The sequence below is a fragment of the Parabacteroides distasonis ATCC 8503 genome (assembly GCF_000012845.1).
Classification (GTDB): Bacteria; Bacteroidota; Bacteroidia; order Bacteroidales; family Tannerellaceae; genus Parabacteroides; species Parabacteroides distasonis.
Map to the genome: position 1 here is coordinate 103596 of NC_009615.1, position 13678 is coordinate 117273.

Sequence of the window (13678 nt, forward strand, 5' to 3'; positions counted from 1 at the left end):
TATAAATAAATTAGACCTATGTTTAGAGAGATCAGACGAAAAGACCGGATTTTGGATAATGAGTTGGCAATTCGTTTATTGGAGGAGGCGGAATATGGTTTTTTGGCCATGTCGGGGATAAATGGGTATGGGTATGGAATCCCGATCAATTATGTAAAGGAAGGGGATTCTATTTATTTCCATTGCGCTCCGGAAGGGTATAAGCTGGAATGTCTACGAGAAAACCCGAAAGTGAGTTTCACGGTAGTTGGCGCTACACAAATCGTTCCGGGAAAATTCACGACAGGTTACGAGAGCACTATCGCTTTTGGAGAGATACATTTGGATTTGCCGGAAGAAGAGCGTCGGTATGCCTTGCGGCTACTCGTGAATAAATATTCATCGGCGTTTAAGGAGATCGGCGAAAAGTATATTGAGAAATCTTTTTACCGGACTAATATCTTACGTCTAGATATCTCGCATATCTCGGGAAAGTGTAAACGATTGTCTCAATAGTATAAGAAAGGGGGCCTAGCCCCCTTTCTTGCAATATATCAATGATGGCTTAAATAATTAGAGACTCCTGCGTTTGTCGCTTTCATGGCGTCTTTTCCTTTGGACCAATTTGCCGGGCAAACCTCGCCATATTCTTCGAAGTGCTGTAAGGCATCGACCATACGGAGAGCCTCGTCTACGTTACGGCCTAATGGTAAATCGTTGATTACATAATGACGGATCAAGCCCTCTTTGTCAATCAGGAACAGACCCCGGTAAGCGACCGGATTTCCTCTGGAGATAAGTTCTCCACTTTCGTTTGTAATATAATCAGCGGCTAATACGCCAAAGTTTTCAGAGATGGTTTTGGAAAAATCGGATACGAGTGGATAAGTCACCCCATGGATACCTCCTTTATTCTTATCTTGGTTTAACCATGCGAAATGAGAAAATTGAGAATCAACGGAGCAACCAACCACCGCTACGTTACGTCTTTCGAATTCCTGTAACTTTTGTTGGAAGGCATGTAATTCTGTCGGGCAAACGAATGTAAAGTCCATCGGATAGAAAAACATGACTACATACTTCTTGCCTACATATTGTTCCAAAGAGAAATCCTCGATGATCTCATTGCCATTCACTACTGCCGGAGCGTGGAATTCCGGTGCCTTTTTACCTATTAATGCTTTCATATTATAATTAATTTGTTTGTTAAGTAACAAGCGTAAGTGAAGGTTTGTTGTTGCTTTTTAGTAAAGAGACTGATTTTCTTGTGAAATAGACCTAAAGTTTATGCTTTAAAATTTCTTTGATTTTCAAAGATTTTATTTCTTTGTAACTTATTGATGTTAATAAAGAAAGTATATGGAGGTTTCCGAGGTAAAACAGCGTTTGCTGACAGATTTTTTTACATATTATCCCATGGGAGGTGCTCTGTATGATAAAAACGGTGCGCTAATTGATATAAATAAGTCCTTAAACGAGAAATTTCCTTTTACAAATGAAGCGGACTTCTTATTAAATAATCTTTTTCGTACAGATTTGTTGACCGATCTTCAAAAACAATATCTGCGTGGGGGAAGCGTGGTTTCCGGTTCTTTGCCTGTACCGTATTCTATCATCCCCTCAATGAAAGAGAATAGAGAGATTCTTGGATATACCTTATTATTAACGGGTAATCCGGCGGTCGGGCAGGAGGCGGCTGGTTATGACCGGGAATTGAAGGAATTGACGGACATGTCGCAAAAGATGGCGGAAGCGGTTCCTGATACGATCCTTTTGGTAAACAAGCAATTGATCGTAGAGCGGATTATCGCTTATGCTGTGGAGACTTGTATAACGCCGGAGTCGATCAATCGGCGTATCGATGATCTTCCGGGTTTCATTTATCCGGATGAGACTAAGCGTCGTGTGGCCACGATCGTGCAAAGTTGCTTGAATAAGTCGGAGATCATGAATTTAGATTTATCGATTCCGGGACATAGCGCTCCGGTCGTTTATTTTAAACTACGGTTGGTACCTGTACATGACCGGTATGTGATTATTTATATACGGAATGTATCGGAGCTCGTTGAGCAGGAGAAAGCGAATGAGGCGTTAAGCAGTAAGTTGTCCGAAAGTCGGATGATGATGGAGCTTGCTTTGCAGAATAGCAAGATTACGACTTATTCTTTTAATTTCAGCCGATTTAAGTCTTGCGATAAAGTACATTGTAACCGTTGTTTCCAGTTTTATGGCACGACCAATAGTTTATTGAAACGTAATCAGTTCATCTGTCAGGCTTTGCCGCAACTTCGTCACCCGGACGATTCTGGCGACTTTTTCTATCTATTCAATACGATCCGTACGAATAAATTGGATGAATATAAAATAGATTTTCGTCTAAAGAACGATGATAACACCTATCGGATCTATGAGGTGATCGGTAAGACGCATGAAAAGGATGAAAATGGTTTCCCGAATTTGATTGTTGGCTGTATGATCGATGATCAAGAACGATTGGAGTTTGAGGAAGACTTGATCTCAGCCAAGGAAAAAGCGGAGGAGGCGGATATGCTTAAGTCGACTTTCTTAGCGAATATGACCCATGAGATCCGTACACCATTGAACGCTATTGTCGGTTTCTCTGATTTGTTAGGAGTGGAGGAGGATTTGGAATTGCGTCAAAATTATATTAGCTTGATCAAGATGAACAATGATTTACTTTTAAGTATAGTCAATGATGTTTTGGATATTTCCAGAATCGAGTCTGATATGATGACATTTACTTATATGGATGTTTATTTACCTTCCTTTATGAAAGATCTATATAACTCCATACAATTACGTAAGCCGGAAGGGGTGGAAATAACCTTGGATGCATGTCCCGATATCATATTTAATATAGATCGAAATCGATTATGGCAAATCTGCATGAATTTATTGACGAATGCGGTTAAGCATACCAAGAAAGGTAGTATCTGGTTTGGATATACGCTTGAGGATGAGGGGAAAATGGTTAAGTTTTATGTCTCGGATACAGGCTGTGGCATTCCCAAGGATGAATTGGATAATATCTTTGCTCGGTTCGTGCAATTAAGCGATTTTGAGCAAGGAGTCGGATTGGGATTAGCAATTTGTAAAGGTCTGGTATTAAAAATGGGCGGTAATATTTCTGTGATGTCCAAAGAAGGATTTGGTTCTACATTTATTTTCACTTTACCTATGAAAAGACCCAATAGTTGGAAAAACTAGTGAACAATACTCTTTGAAATTCGGTTGTCTATATAAGAGATGATTTAGGTTGTAGTCAATTTCCATAATAAGCATTAACTTATATATGCTTTTGGTTTATGTTTTGCCATAAGAAATTCTGGACTTATGGCCTAATCTTTTTGTATCATACCTGTAATCAAAGATTTTATATGACGAAAATAGAAATAAAGAATTTATCTATTCTTTTCGGCCCGGAGAAAATGCGTGCGAAAAGAATGCTAGTAGCGGGAAAAAGTAAACAAGACATTTTGAAAGAAACGGGTTGCACGGTAGCTGTACGTAATGCGAACCTAAAAATTGAGGAAGGGGAGTTATTTGTGATAATGGGACTTTCCGGAAGTGGAAAATCTACGCTGTTACGTTGTATTAACCGATTGAACGAGCCCTCTTTGGGAGAAGTCTTTATCAACGGAAAAAACATAACGACTTCCTCGGATAAAGAATTATTGGATATACGGCGTAAGGAAATGGCTATGGTTTTCCAGCATTTTGGATTGCTGCCCCATCGCACGGTATTGAGTAATATCGCTTTTGGCTTGGAGTTACAAGGGGTTCCTAAAAAAGAAAGAGACCAGAAAGCTGTGGAAAGTGTAGCCCTAGTAGGGTTAAAAGGATACGAGAACCAGAAGGTTAGCGAGTTGTCTGGAGGTATGCAGCAACGTGTCGGATTGGCCCGTGCGATCGCGAATGATCCCGAGGTGCTCTTAATGGATGAGGCTTTTTCTGCCTTAGACCCATTGATCCGTGTACAGATGCAGGATGAGCTATTGAAACTACAAGAGAAGATGCAAAAAACGATCATCTTTATTACGCATGATCTTGACGAGGCGATTAAGTTGGGGGATCGTATCGCCATTATGAAAGACGGGGAGGTCGTGCAAGTAGGTACCCCTGAGGAGATCTTGACAGATCCGGCCAATCATTATGTCTCTAGATTTACGGAAAATGTAGATCGTGGACGTATCGTTACAGCCTCATCGATAATGATAACCCAGCCGGTTGTCGCTCGTATCCGTAAAGATGGCCCGGAGACCGTGTTGAGGAAAATGAAAGAGAAAAACTTATATGTATTGCCGGTTGTGGATGGAAATAGGCAATTTCTGGGCGAGGTTCGTTTGAAAGATGTCTTGGCTCTTCGGAAAGCGGGGAATCATGATCTCTCGTCGATTGTGATGAAAGAGGTTCCTTCGGTTCTGGAAAACACGACGGTTGAGGATATGCTTCCTTTGTTACCGGAGATCCGGCAGGCCTTACCGGTCGTTAATGAGGCCAACCAATTGGCTGGCTTGGTTTCTACTTCATCGATTATAATCGAGATGACGGGGAAGGATAAAGAGGAAATAGATCAAATTGTTCAAAATGCGATAGAATTATGATAAATATAGGAAAATATATAGAGATTGCCATTAATTGGCTGACTGAGCATTTCGCTCGTTTTTTTGATGTGATAAATGATGGGGTCGGAGGATTTATCGATGCTTTTCAAGATGGGCTGACTTGGATTCCGTTTTATGTGATGATTTTGGGCTTGGCATTGTTGGCTTGGTTCAAGGCAGGAAAAGGAGTCGGCGTGTTCACGGCATTGGGTCTATTGTTAATTTACGGAATGGGTTTCTGGGTGGAAACGATGCAGACTTTGGCCTTGGTACTGTCTTCTACCATCATCGCCTTGATGATCGGAGTTCCGTTAGGAATTTGGACCGCACGCAGTGATCGGGCGGATAAGATCATCCATCCGGTCTTGGATTTGATGCAAACGATGCCGGCTTTCGTCTACTTGATACCAGCCGTTTTGTTTTTTGGTTTGGGACCGGTACCCGGCGCTTTCGCAACGGTGATTTTCGCCATGCCTCCGGTTGTACGGCTGACCGATCTGGGAATCCGTCAAGTCCCGGCCGATATTGTGGAGGCTACCCGCTCATTTGGCGCTACTTCCTCTCAGTTGCTTTATAAGGTGCAATTGCCATTGGCTTTGCCTACGATCATGACGGGAGTGAATCAAACGATCATGCTTTCACTTTCTATGGTAGTTATAGCGGCCATGATCTCGGCAGGAGGATTGGGTGAGATTGTCTTGCGAGGAATTACCCAAATGAAAATAGGTTTAGGTTTCGAAGGAGGTATAGCGGTCGTTATCTTGGCTATTATCTTGGACCGTATTACGCAGGGCTGGGCGAAAGGTAAAGTGAATAAACAAAAGAAATAAGAAACATAGAAAAGAAAGAAATAGATATATGAGACGATTTACGATTATTATTGGATGCTGTATGCTTTTGGTGACCTTACAATTTATTTTCAGTTGTGTGGATAGCAAGGATCGAAAGAAAATATCGATAGCGTACGCTAATTGGGCGGAGGGCATTGCTATGACCAACTTAGCCAAAGTGATATTAGAGGAGCAAGGATATCGGGTAACATTAAAAAATGCGGATATCGCCCCGATCTTTACTTCTGTCGCTTCGGGAAAAGCGGATGTGTTCATGGATGCATGGTTACCGGTGACCCATGCGGATTATATGGAACAATACGGGGACCGGCTTGAGACACTCGGAACGGTTTATGAGCATGCGAAATTGGGCTTGGTAGTTCCGGAGTACGTTACCATTCGTTCCATCGAGGATTTGAATGCCCATAAAGATCAATTTAAAGGTGAGATTATAGGGATCGATGCCGGCGCCGGTTTGATGAACTCGGCGGATAAGGCGGTTCAAGATTATTCTTTGGATTTTGATTTGAAATCTTCCAGTGGGGCTACGATGGTTGCTTTCTTGAAGAAATCGATTGATGCGAACGAATGGATCGTGGTTACCGGATGGACCCCTCATTGGATGTTCTCACGTTATCCGTTAAAATTCTTGGAAGACCCGAAAGAGGAATTTGGAGACTCGGAGCATATCGAGGTTATCGCTACGAAAGGATTCTCTGAGAAAGATCCATATGCAGCCTCTTTTTTCAAGAACTTTAAGTTAACCGATGAACAACTGAGCGAATTGATGTATTATATGGAAGACGGGACACGTACGGAATCGCGATCAGCCCGTGCTTGGCTTGAAAAACATCCCGAGATAATCAAATTATTCTTACCTTCGCAGGAGAATCAATTGAATGGGAGCCATGAGACAAATTAAGGGAATCATATGTATTTTAATAAGTATCGTTATGTGTTGGTCTGCTTCAGCCGCAAACAATAAACGTTATGTGAATATCGTATTTATCGGGAATAGTATCACGTTTGGCGCCGGGTTACCGAAGCCTGTCCATGATGCGCCTCCTGTAAAGGCTGCGTTGTTTTTAAGCAAGTGCCCGGAAGTGGCTTCAGTCAAGTATTCCAATAGAGGACAGAGCGGATGCACTACCGTTGATTATTTGCCGGATACGAATACGCTTTTCCCGTGGGCCGTACGTGCTGCCGATAAATTTAAGGATGAGACTTGGGCGGATTTGGTATTCTCTATTATGCTGGGGACGAACGATAGCGCGATAGAAGGCACAAACGGTTGCCCGGTAGCGCCCGAGCGGTATTATGAGAATATGAAGACAATTATCAATCGCTTATTAGCTTTATACCCGAATTGCCGTATTGTGGTGCATCGTCCTTTATGGTATAGCCCGAATACGTATAATGGGGCTAAATATTTGGAAGAAGGCTTACGAAGGCTCCAAGATTATTATCCGCAAATACAACGATTAGTCGATTATTATGCGTCTCATTTTCCCGGACAAGTCTTTCTGGGAGATACGAAGGGATTTGATTACTTTAAGGAAAACCATTTGACAGATTTCCAAGCGGAGAAGGGTAACGCCGGAGTGTTCTATCTTCATCCGAATGAGAAAGGAGCGGTCCGGTTAGGCGAATTGTGGAGTGAGGCGATTCGTCAGGCTTTAGGGCTTTGACCTCTATAAAAAAGCCATGTCATCCCAAGAAGACGACATGGCTTTTTAGGCCCATTTATAGGTATGACAAGCAGGTATTCGTTTATCTTTTTCCTAATCGATGATCCATTAATACGGCATGATGTTCTCCGTATAATTTAAGTTTCTCGACAATATTTTTCGCTGTAGCCTCTTCCTCTACCTGTTCCCGGACGAAACCCCATAGGAAATCTTGTGTCGCCTTGTCTTTCTCTTCGGAAGCGATATCGACAATCTTGTCGATTGATCCGGATACATGCACCTCATGCTCGTAGATATGCTGGAAAATCTCCAACGGCTCTCCCCATGCTGTGGGAACGGAATTAATTACTCCGATCGTCACTTGTCCGCCACGCTTGATGGAGTAATCGATCATTTTATAGGCATGTTCAAGTTCCTCTTGCGATTGTTTTAACGTCCAATGTGCAAAACCATCCAGCCCTATCTGAGTGAAATGTATCGACATGGATAAATATAGGTTGGATGACCACATCTCCATGTTGATTTGCTCGTTGAGAGCATCTGATAATTTTCTGTTTAAAATCATAATGGCTTATTCTATTTTATGTTGTTTATAAATAGAACAAGCCATTATCGGTTTTGTTGAGTTTTTACGAAGGAAAGTGTATCGAGGTTATTTGATCTCGATTACTTTCTCGGCCATTTTAGCCTCTTCCTCAGTTCTTTTCGGTATGCTGATACTCAAGACGCCGTTCTCAACCTTCGCCTCAATCTTGTCTTTCTCTACATTGTCAGGCAAAACCATGGTTTGTTGGAACTTGCTATAAGAGAATTCGCGTCTCAGATAGCGTCCGTCTTTCTTATCCTCATTCTTTTCTTCTTTTTTCTCCATAGATACGACCAAGTTGTTGTTCTCATCGATCTTGATGTTGAAATCGTTCTTCGTCATACCGGGAGCGGCTACCTCAACTCGATAATCCTTATCGGATTCTATCACGTTGATGGCTGGAGCTGTAGAGTTTGCTTTTATCATCCAGTCGTTGTCAAATAAATCATTGAATACATACGGTAACCAATTTTGACTTCTTCTCATCGGTGTCATAATACAGTCCTCCAATTATTAGTTAAACATTCTATTTACTATTCTTATTTCTGAACTCGTCCTTTTTAATCTCGAATTCGCTATAGATACTTCAAATGGCATGCCAATCTGATAATGTGTGTGTTAATGCGGATAAAAGAGATTGAATAAGGTTTAACTCACGCATGGGGAACTTATGATTCGGGGGATACGGGTGCAGGGAATAATATCTTTTAGAAACTGGAATAAAATACAATGAAACGGAAATCTGTAATATTGGCATAATATACGTTATTTTGGCACGATAGAATGACGGACTGGATAATAACTTTTATCTTTAGACGTTCTATTCATGAATCATATGGGATCATGTTATCTAAAACAGTAAAGCTATTATGTCTAGAAGTAAGGAATTGATTTTATTGGCCCAGCGTATCCGGGCCTTGTCTCAGACGGGGTTGGTTTATTCATTAAGCGAGTACGATACGGAACGTTATGAAGAGTTGAGCCGCCTAAGTGATGAGATAACGGCTCTGGCTACCGGATTGAAGCCCGATGATGTGGCGAGTGGTTACCGCCCGGCCCAAGAGTATGTAACCCCGAAAGTCGATATCCGTGCGGTTGTCTTTAACGAGAAAGACGAGATTTTGCTGGTCCGTGAGAAAATGGACGGATGTTGGTCGTTGCCCGGCGGATGGAGCGATGTGGGGTATTCCCCGAAAGAGGTAGCGGCGAAAGAGGTGAAAGAGGAGACGGGCTTGGATGTGCTTCCGGTCCGCTTGCTGGCCGTGATGGATATGAGCAAGCATCCGCATCCCGCTATACCTTATTATGTATATAAGTTTTTTATCCTTTGCGAGTTGAAGGGCGGGTCGTTTACCGAGACCTTCGATATCTTGGGGAAAGGCTTCTTTCGATTGGAGGAGTTGCCCCCGTTGTCCTTGGAGCGTGTGCTGCCGGAGCAGATCCAACGGATGTACGCCTATTATAAGCATCCGGGCGAAGATGTTTATCTGGATTAAGGATACTTTTGTACCTTCGCGACTTCATTTTAAAAACAATGTTATGAAAAGATATTGTCAGACCTTGGATCTGAAAGAGGACGAGCAGTTGATAAAAGAGTATTGCTATTGGCATTCGCCGGAACATATCTGGCCGGAGATACCGGAAGGAATCCGTGCGGTAGGGATCTTGAATATGGAGATTTACCGTTTGGGAACCCGGTTGTTCATGATCGTGGAGACGCCCGATGATTTTGGTTGGGATGCGTCGTTCGCCCGTTTGGCGACGATGGATAAGCAAGCGGAATGGGAGGACTTCGTGGCGAAGTATCAGAAAGCCGTTCCGGGAAGTTCCTCGTCGGAGAAATGGCAGTTAATGGAATGTATGTTTAAATTGCCGGGCGCGAGTAAATAGACGGAAGGATGGAAAAACAAAAGAAACAGTCGCTGGTGGCCGCCCCGGGAGGGAAATCTTATTTGGTCCCGTTTATCTTGATCACGAGTTTGTTTTTGCTTTGGGGATTCGCCCACGGACTCTTGGATGTGCTGAACAAGCATTTTCAAGGAGTCTTCACGATGACCAAGGCAGAGAGCGGTTTGGTGCAATTCTCTACGTATATCGCTTATTTCTTGATGGCGTTGCCGGCGGGAGCGTTCATGAAACGTTACGGATATAGGAAAGGGATTATCATGGGTTTGCTATTGTTCGCTATCGGTGCTTTCGGGTTTATCCCGGCGGCTTTTTTGCATTCGGCTACGCCTTTCCTGATCGCCTTGTTTGTGATCGCTTGCGGGCTTTGTATCTTGGAGACGGCGGCGAATCCTTATTCTACGATATTGGGGCCGTCCGCTTCCGCCGCCCAACGGCTGAACTTATCCCAGTCTTTTAATGGATTAGGTTGGATATTGGGGCCTTTGGTAGGTGGTTTGTTGATATTCGGGGCACCGGAGGGAGATTCAATGGCGTTGACTAAACCTTATATCTTGGTAGGTGGTATCGTCTTGTTCGTAGCGTTGCTCTTCTTTTTCACGAAGTTGCCGGAAATTAAGCCGGAAGAAGAGAAGGAGGTGACCGCTATTGTCGAGGAGAAACCCGCTGCCTCCCTATGGAAACGTAGGCAGTTTGTACGTTCCGTGGTCGCCCAATTCTGTTATTGCGCCGCGCAGACGGGAATCTTCGGGTTCTTTATTAATTACGTGACGGAGATGGACCCGGGTATCAGTAATTTGCGAGCGTCTCGTATTTTGGCATTCGGTGGAATGGCTTTGTTTATGATCGGGCGTTTGAGCGGTAGTTTTACGATGAAGTGGTTGGCTCCGGGCCGCTTGCTGACTTGGTATTCTTTGTTGAGTGCCGTTTGTATGGCTTTGGTGGTGGCTTCCGTAGGTACGCTTTCACTATACGCTCTTTATTTATCCTTTTTCTTCATGTCCATCATGTTCCCTACGATTTTTGCGTTGGGGCTGGAAGGTATGGGCGTTTATACCAAGAAAGCCTCTTCTTATATCGTGATGGGAGTTGCCGGCGGCGCTTTCAGTCCGATGCTGATGGGATATATTGGCGAGGAGAATATGGCGCTGGGCTTCATCGTCCCGTTGATCGCTTTCTTGTATATCTTGTATTTCGCTATCAAATGCAAGCGGTAAATTTGGAATGCTGTTTTTTACTTATGGAATCCGGATAATAAACCAGTATGGCTTGTGTATGAAGGCTTGGGTTTCATGGGATAAATGTTACGCTCAAGAATATCTGCTTATCTATATCGTTTTCATTTTAAATAAAATAAAAGAGAGTGGATATGAATAAAGGTTTGTTTTTGTGTGGGCTATTTATAGCTCTATTTCTGGCTGGTTGTGGGGATGATGAGGTTAAAATCGCTAATCAGATGACTTTATACTCAAGGCCGGATACGATTCATCTGGGGGGTGACTTAGGGATGGATTCCATATTGGTGAAGGGCTTCACGGCTTGTGAGGCGTATGACGCGAAATGGGGAACATTGCCGGAGGTTGTTGCGTGCGAGTTTGATATGAATGCCTCTTATCTCTATTTCTCGTATGAGGCAAAGGTGGTTTTATTGGAAGATAGCATTTATGATATAGGTATAGGACACTTTTTGGATGAGAAAGCGGGATTCTCGGAGGATTTGAGTTCGCATGGCTTCGTTATCAGTACGTTTGGCGTGCAAAAGGATAAGAAGCAAGTGCTGGCGTGTACTTATTTAATATATGTAGAGAAGAATTCGGATGGAGAGAAGATCGATCGCTGGCTTCCTGTGCGGCCGGAGGAGTTGCAATGGCGTTATCTCCGAATAGAAGACTTTGATCAATTAAAAAATATAGAATGATATGAGACATTTAATTGTTATATATCTGACTTTTATGATGGGCCTTAATGTGGCTTGCTCACGGGTGGTGGATCTCGGTAAGGATGATTTGCATTCTGAACCGACGATAGAGATCGTAAGTGGTGATACCTTGGATATTGTAGGGTTCACTCTTGCGCATGAGCTGGCTACTAGTGAAGGACGTTTGCCTTATAACGTAGGGGATGAGTTTGGTTATACGGGTTCTTACACCTATAAGTCCTATGTGGTAAGGACGGAATATACGTATCAGGATGATGGAAATAGTATTTGGGTTTGGGAGGATACATTGAGCTCAATAATAGGTTTTTATCCTTATCTTAGGTCTGAGGTATATGATCTTGCGGATATTCAGTTCCATGTCCGGTCGTGCGCTCAAAGTGGATCGGTCTCTGTCGGAGAAAGGACGGATATTTATGATACGGCTCTACTCCATATCATTCGTTCTGTAAATGGAGAGGATATGGATGTATGGATTCCTTGTAAACCATCGGAATTGAGGTATCGATGTGTTGTATATCATTTAGAAGAGTGAACGGAATGTTTTTAGCCAAGCTCCGGCAGTAGATAATACCCGGAGCTTGACAATACATTATCACTGCAACATCTGCATCAACTTATCCAACTTCGGAGCCATGATGATCTCCGTACGGCGGTTCTTGCTACGTCCATCGGCGGTCTCGTTATCAGCGACCGGCATAAACTCCCCACGACCACAAGGTTGTATCTGTAGCGGATTCACCCCGTAATCCTTGGTAAGGATACGCACTACGGAGGTCGCACGGATCACGCTTAGATCCCAATTATCCTTGAATTGGGCGGTATTGATCGGCTTGCTGTCCGTATGGCCCTCTATATAAACGTCTATATCGTTTTGCTTATTCAACACCTCGGCCAACTTAGCCAACGCTTCCTTGCCTCGTTTATCGACCTTTGCGCTACCCGATTGGAACAGAAGCTTATCTGACATGGCTACATATACTTTACCATTCTTCTCGGTTACGGTCAGCTCATCACTGTTGAAACCCAGCAAAGCGTCTTTCACGCTACTCAACAAATTCTGTACCTTTGCGTTCTGTGCGTTCATCATATCCTGTAGCTCGTTGATGGTACGCTCACGCTCGTCCAGCTCACTCATCTTTTGCTGTAACAAGGCATTCAGCTTGTCCTGCTCACCCATATTGGTATTCAACATGGTCTGGTAATTACGGATATCACGCCCCATTGTGGTCGTATCCCTTATCAAGGCGGCGATCCGGTTGTTGAGCGCGTCGTTATCGTCCTTGCATTTAATCAATTCCTCCTTCAAGGCGTCGCCACGTCCGATCGCCTCCAACCGGCCGTTCTCGGCAAGGAGGTATTTCTTTTTACTCACGCACGAAGAACATAAAAGGAGTGCGGAGACCGAGATAAATAACAATCTTTTCATTTTACGCATAAAATTTCGTGCAATGTAATATTTATTACAATTTCCTACACGCAAGTTTAGGATATTTGTGTCTCATAAACCAATATTAAAGAATCAGCGGTATGAAAATAAGAGAAATAATACAAACGCTGTTCCCGACAAGAACTTGGAAACTAGCCGCTATCATAGCCGGAGGTATCCTTTGCGGGCTGGGGTCTTATACCTTATATGCTTCCCGGGCGTGGACTTATTTGTCCGACGACTCGGCTACTTGCGTGAATTGCCACATTATGGGCCCTTATTATGCTACATGGAATCATAGCTCGCACAGCCGTAACGCCACTTGCAACGACTGCCATGTGCCGCACGAGAACGCCGTGAAGAAGTGGTTCTTCAAAGGTATGGACGGAATGCGCCATGCCTCGGTATTCATGATGCGAGGGGAACCGCAAGTGATACAGGCGATCGACGAGAGCGCGGAGGTAATCATGAATAACTGTATCCGTTGCCATACGCAGTTGAATACGGAATTCGTGAATACTGGAAGGATCGATCATGAGATGGCAATGGCGGGAGAAGGGAAAGCTTGCTGGGATTGCCATCGCGAGGTGCCGCACGGAGGTACGAACAGCCTGTCTTCTACACCGAATGCGTTGGTGCCTTATCCGAAGTCCGTATCGCCGGACTGGTTAAAAGATATGCTAAGTAAATAATAATAAAT

General features: G+C 43.5%; 16 protein-coding genes. 12 read left to right on the plus strand and 4 right to left on the minus strand.

The annotated features are described in order from the left end of the window. Positions 1-18 precede the first annotated feature (18 nt). Positions 19-495, plus strand: coding sequence for a pyridoxamine 5'-phosphate oxidase family protein (locus BDI_RS00460; protein ID WP_005855269.1), 477 nt, complete (start codon positions 19-21; stop codon positions 493-495). Between the two features lie 38 nt (positions 496-533). Here BDI_RS00460 and BDI_RS00465 read toward each other — a convergent pair whose 3' ends face one another. Next, complete coding sequence (locus tag BDI_RS00465) at positions 534-1166, minus strand: peroxiredoxin (protein WP_008774437.1); 633 nt, start codon at positions 1164-1166, stop codon at positions 534-536. 172 nt (positions 1167-1338) lie between these two features. Here BDI_RS00465 and BDI_RS00470 point away from each other — a divergent pair, with 172 nt between their 5' ends. The 5 genes from BDI_RS00470 (at position 1339) to BDI_RS00490 (ending at position 7122) form a co-directional block, all read left to right on the plus strand. Beyond that, positions 1339-3207 carry a sensor histidine kinase gene (locus BDI_RS00470; protein ID WP_011965882.1) on the plus strand — a complete coding sequence of 623 codons (1869 nt, stop codon included), beginning with the start codon at positions 1339-1341 and terminating at the stop codon, positions 3205-3207. A 170-nt stretch (positions 3208-3377) separates the two neighbouring features. Then, the gene (locus BDI_RS00475; RefSeq protein ID WP_005855275.1) at positions 3378-4604 is read left to right on the plus strand and encodes a quaternary amine ABC transporter ATP-binding protein; all 1227 of its coding nucleotides are present in this window, start codon (positions 3378-3380) and stop codon (positions 4602-4604) included. Further along, positions 4601-5434: an ABC transporter permease gene (locus BDI_RS00480; RefSeq protein WP_005865644.1), complete on the plus strand. Its 834-nt coding sequence runs from the start codon at positions 4601-4603 to the stop codon at positions 5432-5434. The genes BDI_RS00475 and BDI_RS00480 overlap by 4 nt, the downstream gene beginning before the upstream one ends. Positions 5435-5462: 28 nt before the next feature. Beyond that, the gene (locus BDI_RS00485) at positions 5463-6356 is read left to right on the plus strand and encodes a glycine betaine ABC transporter substrate-binding protein (RefSeq protein ID WP_011965883.1); all 894 of its coding nucleotides are present in this window, start codon (positions 5463-5465) and stop codon (positions 6354-6356) included. Beyond that, positions 6343-7122: an SGNH/GDSL hydrolase family protein gene (locus BDI_RS00490; RefSeq protein ID WP_011965884.1), complete on the plus strand. Its 780-nt coding sequence runs from the start codon at positions 6343-6345 to the stop codon at positions 7120-7122. Before BDI_RS00485 ends, BDI_RS00490 begins: the two co-directional genes overlap by 14 nt. 82 nt (positions 7123-7204) lie before the next feature. Here BDI_RS00490 and BDI_RS00495 read toward each other — a convergent pair whose 3' ends face one another. Both BDI_RS00495 and BDI_RS00500 read right to left on the minus strand, forming a co-directional pair. Then, positions 7205-7687 carry a ferritin gene (locus BDI_RS00495; RefSeq protein WP_011965885.1) on the minus strand — a complete coding sequence of 161 codons (483 nt, stop codon included), beginning with the start codon at positions 7685-7687 and terminating at the stop codon, positions 7205-7207. A gap of 87 nt (positions 7688-7774) precedes the next feature. Next, complete coding sequence (locus BDI_RS00500) at positions 7775-8203, minus strand: Hsp20/alpha crystallin family protein (protein WP_005855288.1); 429 nt, start codon at positions 8201-8203, stop codon at positions 7775-7777. Between the two features lie 374 nt (positions 8204-8577). On the opposite strand from BDI_RS00500, the gene BDI_RS00505 reads away from it, so the two are divergent. The 5 genes from BDI_RS00505 (at position 8578) to BDI_RS00525 (ending at position 12084) form a co-directional block, all read left to right on the plus strand. Continuing rightward, positions 8578-9204 (plus strand): NUDIX hydrolase, encoded by a 627-nt coding sequence (locus BDI_RS00505; RefSeq protein ID WP_005855292.1) that lies wholly within the window; start codon positions 8578-8580, stop codon positions 9202-9204. Between the two features lie 43 nt (positions 9205-9247). Next, positions 9248-9598: an L-rhamnose mutarotase gene (locus BDI_RS00510; protein WP_011965886.1), complete on the plus strand. Its 351-nt coding sequence runs from the start codon at positions 9248-9250 to the stop codon at positions 9596-9598. An 8-nt stretch (positions 9599-9606) separates the two neighbouring features. After that, positions 9607-10830, plus strand: coding sequence for a sugar MFS transporter (locus tag BDI_RS00515; protein ID WP_011965887.1), 1224 nt, complete (start codon positions 9607-9609; stop codon positions 10828-10830). 152 nt (positions 10831-10982) lie between these two features. Then, positions 10983-11531: a hypothetical protein gene (locus BDI_RS00520; RefSeq protein WP_011965888.1), complete on the plus strand. Its 549-nt coding sequence runs from the start codon at positions 10983-10985 to the stop codon at positions 11529-11531. 1 nt (position 11532) lies between these two features. After that, entirely contained in the window at positions 11533-12084 is a 552-nt protein-coding gene (locus tag BDI_RS00525; RefSeq protein ID WP_005865661.1) for a hypothetical protein, read from the plus strand. Positions 12085-12144: 60 nt separating this feature from the next. On the opposite strand, the gene BDI_RS00530 is transcribed toward BDI_RS00525, so the two are convergent. Next, positions 12145-12978 carry an OmpA family protein gene (locus BDI_RS00530; protein ID WP_011965889.1) on the minus strand — a complete coding sequence of 278 codons (834 nt, stop codon included), beginning with the start codon at positions 12976-12978 and terminating at the stop codon, positions 12145-12147. A 101-nt stretch (positions 12979-13079) separates the two neighbouring features. Between BDI_RS00530 and nrfH the strand changes: the two genes are divergently transcribed. Beyond that, the gene (nrfH, locus tag BDI_RS00535) at positions 13080-13670 is read left to right on the plus strand and encodes a cytochrome c nitrite reductase small subunit (protein ID WP_011965890.1); all 591 of its coding nucleotides are present in this window, start codon (positions 13080-13082) and stop codon (positions 13668-13670) included. Positions 13671-13678 lie beyond the last annotated feature (8 nt).

Excerpts from the sequence above, each read along its gene's own strand:
- BDI_RS00520 (WP_011965888.1), top strand. The coding sequence starts at position 10,983 with ATGAATAAAGGTTTGTTTTTGTGTGGGCTATTTATAGCTCTATTTCTG.
- BDI_RS00500 (WP_005855288.1), bottom strand. The coding sequence starts at position 8,203 with ATGACACCGATGAGAAGAAGTCAAAATTGGTTACCGTATGTATTCAAT.
- BDI_RS00465 (WP_008774437.1), bottom strand. The coding sequence starts at position 1,166 with ATGAAAGCATTAATAGGTAAAAAGGCACCGGAATTCCACGCTCCGGCA.
- BDI_RS00510 (WP_011965886.1), top strand. The coding sequence starts at position 9,248 with ATGAAAAGATATTGTCAGACCTTGGATCTGAAAGAGGACGAGCAGTTG.
- BDI_RS00480 (WP_005865644.1), top strand. The coding sequence starts at position 4,601 with ATGATAAATATAGGAAAATATATAGAGATTGCCATTAATTGGCTGACT.
- BDI_RS00505 (WP_005855292.1), top strand. The coding sequence starts at position 8,578 with ATGTCTAGAAGTAAGGAATTGATTTTATTGGCCCAGCGTATCCGGGCC.
- BDI_RS00470 (WP_011965882.1), top strand. The coding sequence starts at position 1,339 with ATGGAGGTTTCCGAGGTAAAACAGCGTTTGCTGACAGATTTTTTTACA.
- BDI_RS00495 (WP_011965885.1), bottom strand. The coding sequence starts at position 7,687 with ATGATTTTAAACAGAAAATTATCAGATGCTCTCAACGAGCAAATCAAC.
- BDI_RS00515 (WP_011965887.1), top strand. The coding sequence starts at position 9,607 with ATGGAAAAACAAAAGAAACAGTCGCTGGTGGCCGCCCCGGGAGGGAAA.
- BDI_RS00530 (WP_011965889.1), bottom strand. The coding sequence starts at position 12,978 with ATGAAAAGATTGTTATTTATCTCGGTCTCCGCACTCCTTTTATGTTCT.
- BDI_RS00460 (WP_005855269.1), top strand. The coding sequence starts at position 19 with ATGTTTAGAGAGATCAGACGAAAAGACCGGATTTTGGATAATGAGTTG.
- BDI_RS00525 (WP_005865661.1), top strand. The coding sequence starts at position 11,533 with ATGAGACATTTAATTGTTATATATCTGACTTTTATGATGGGCCTTAAT.
- BDI_RS00475 (WP_005855275.1), top strand. The coding sequence starts at position 3,378 with ATGACGAAAATAGAAATAAAGAATTTATCTATTCTTTTCGGCCCGGAG.
- BDI_RS00485 (WP_011965883.1), top strand. The coding sequence starts at position 5,463 with ATGAGACGATTTACGATTATTATTGGATGCTGTATGCTTTTGGTGACC.
- nrfH (WP_011965890.1), top strand. The coding sequence starts at position 13,080 with ATGAAAATAAGAGAAATAATACAAACGCTGTTCCCGACAAGAACTTGG.
- BDI_RS00490 (WP_011965884.1), top strand. The coding sequence starts at position 6,343 with ATGAGACAAATTAAGGGAATCATATGTATTTTAATAAGTATCGTTATG.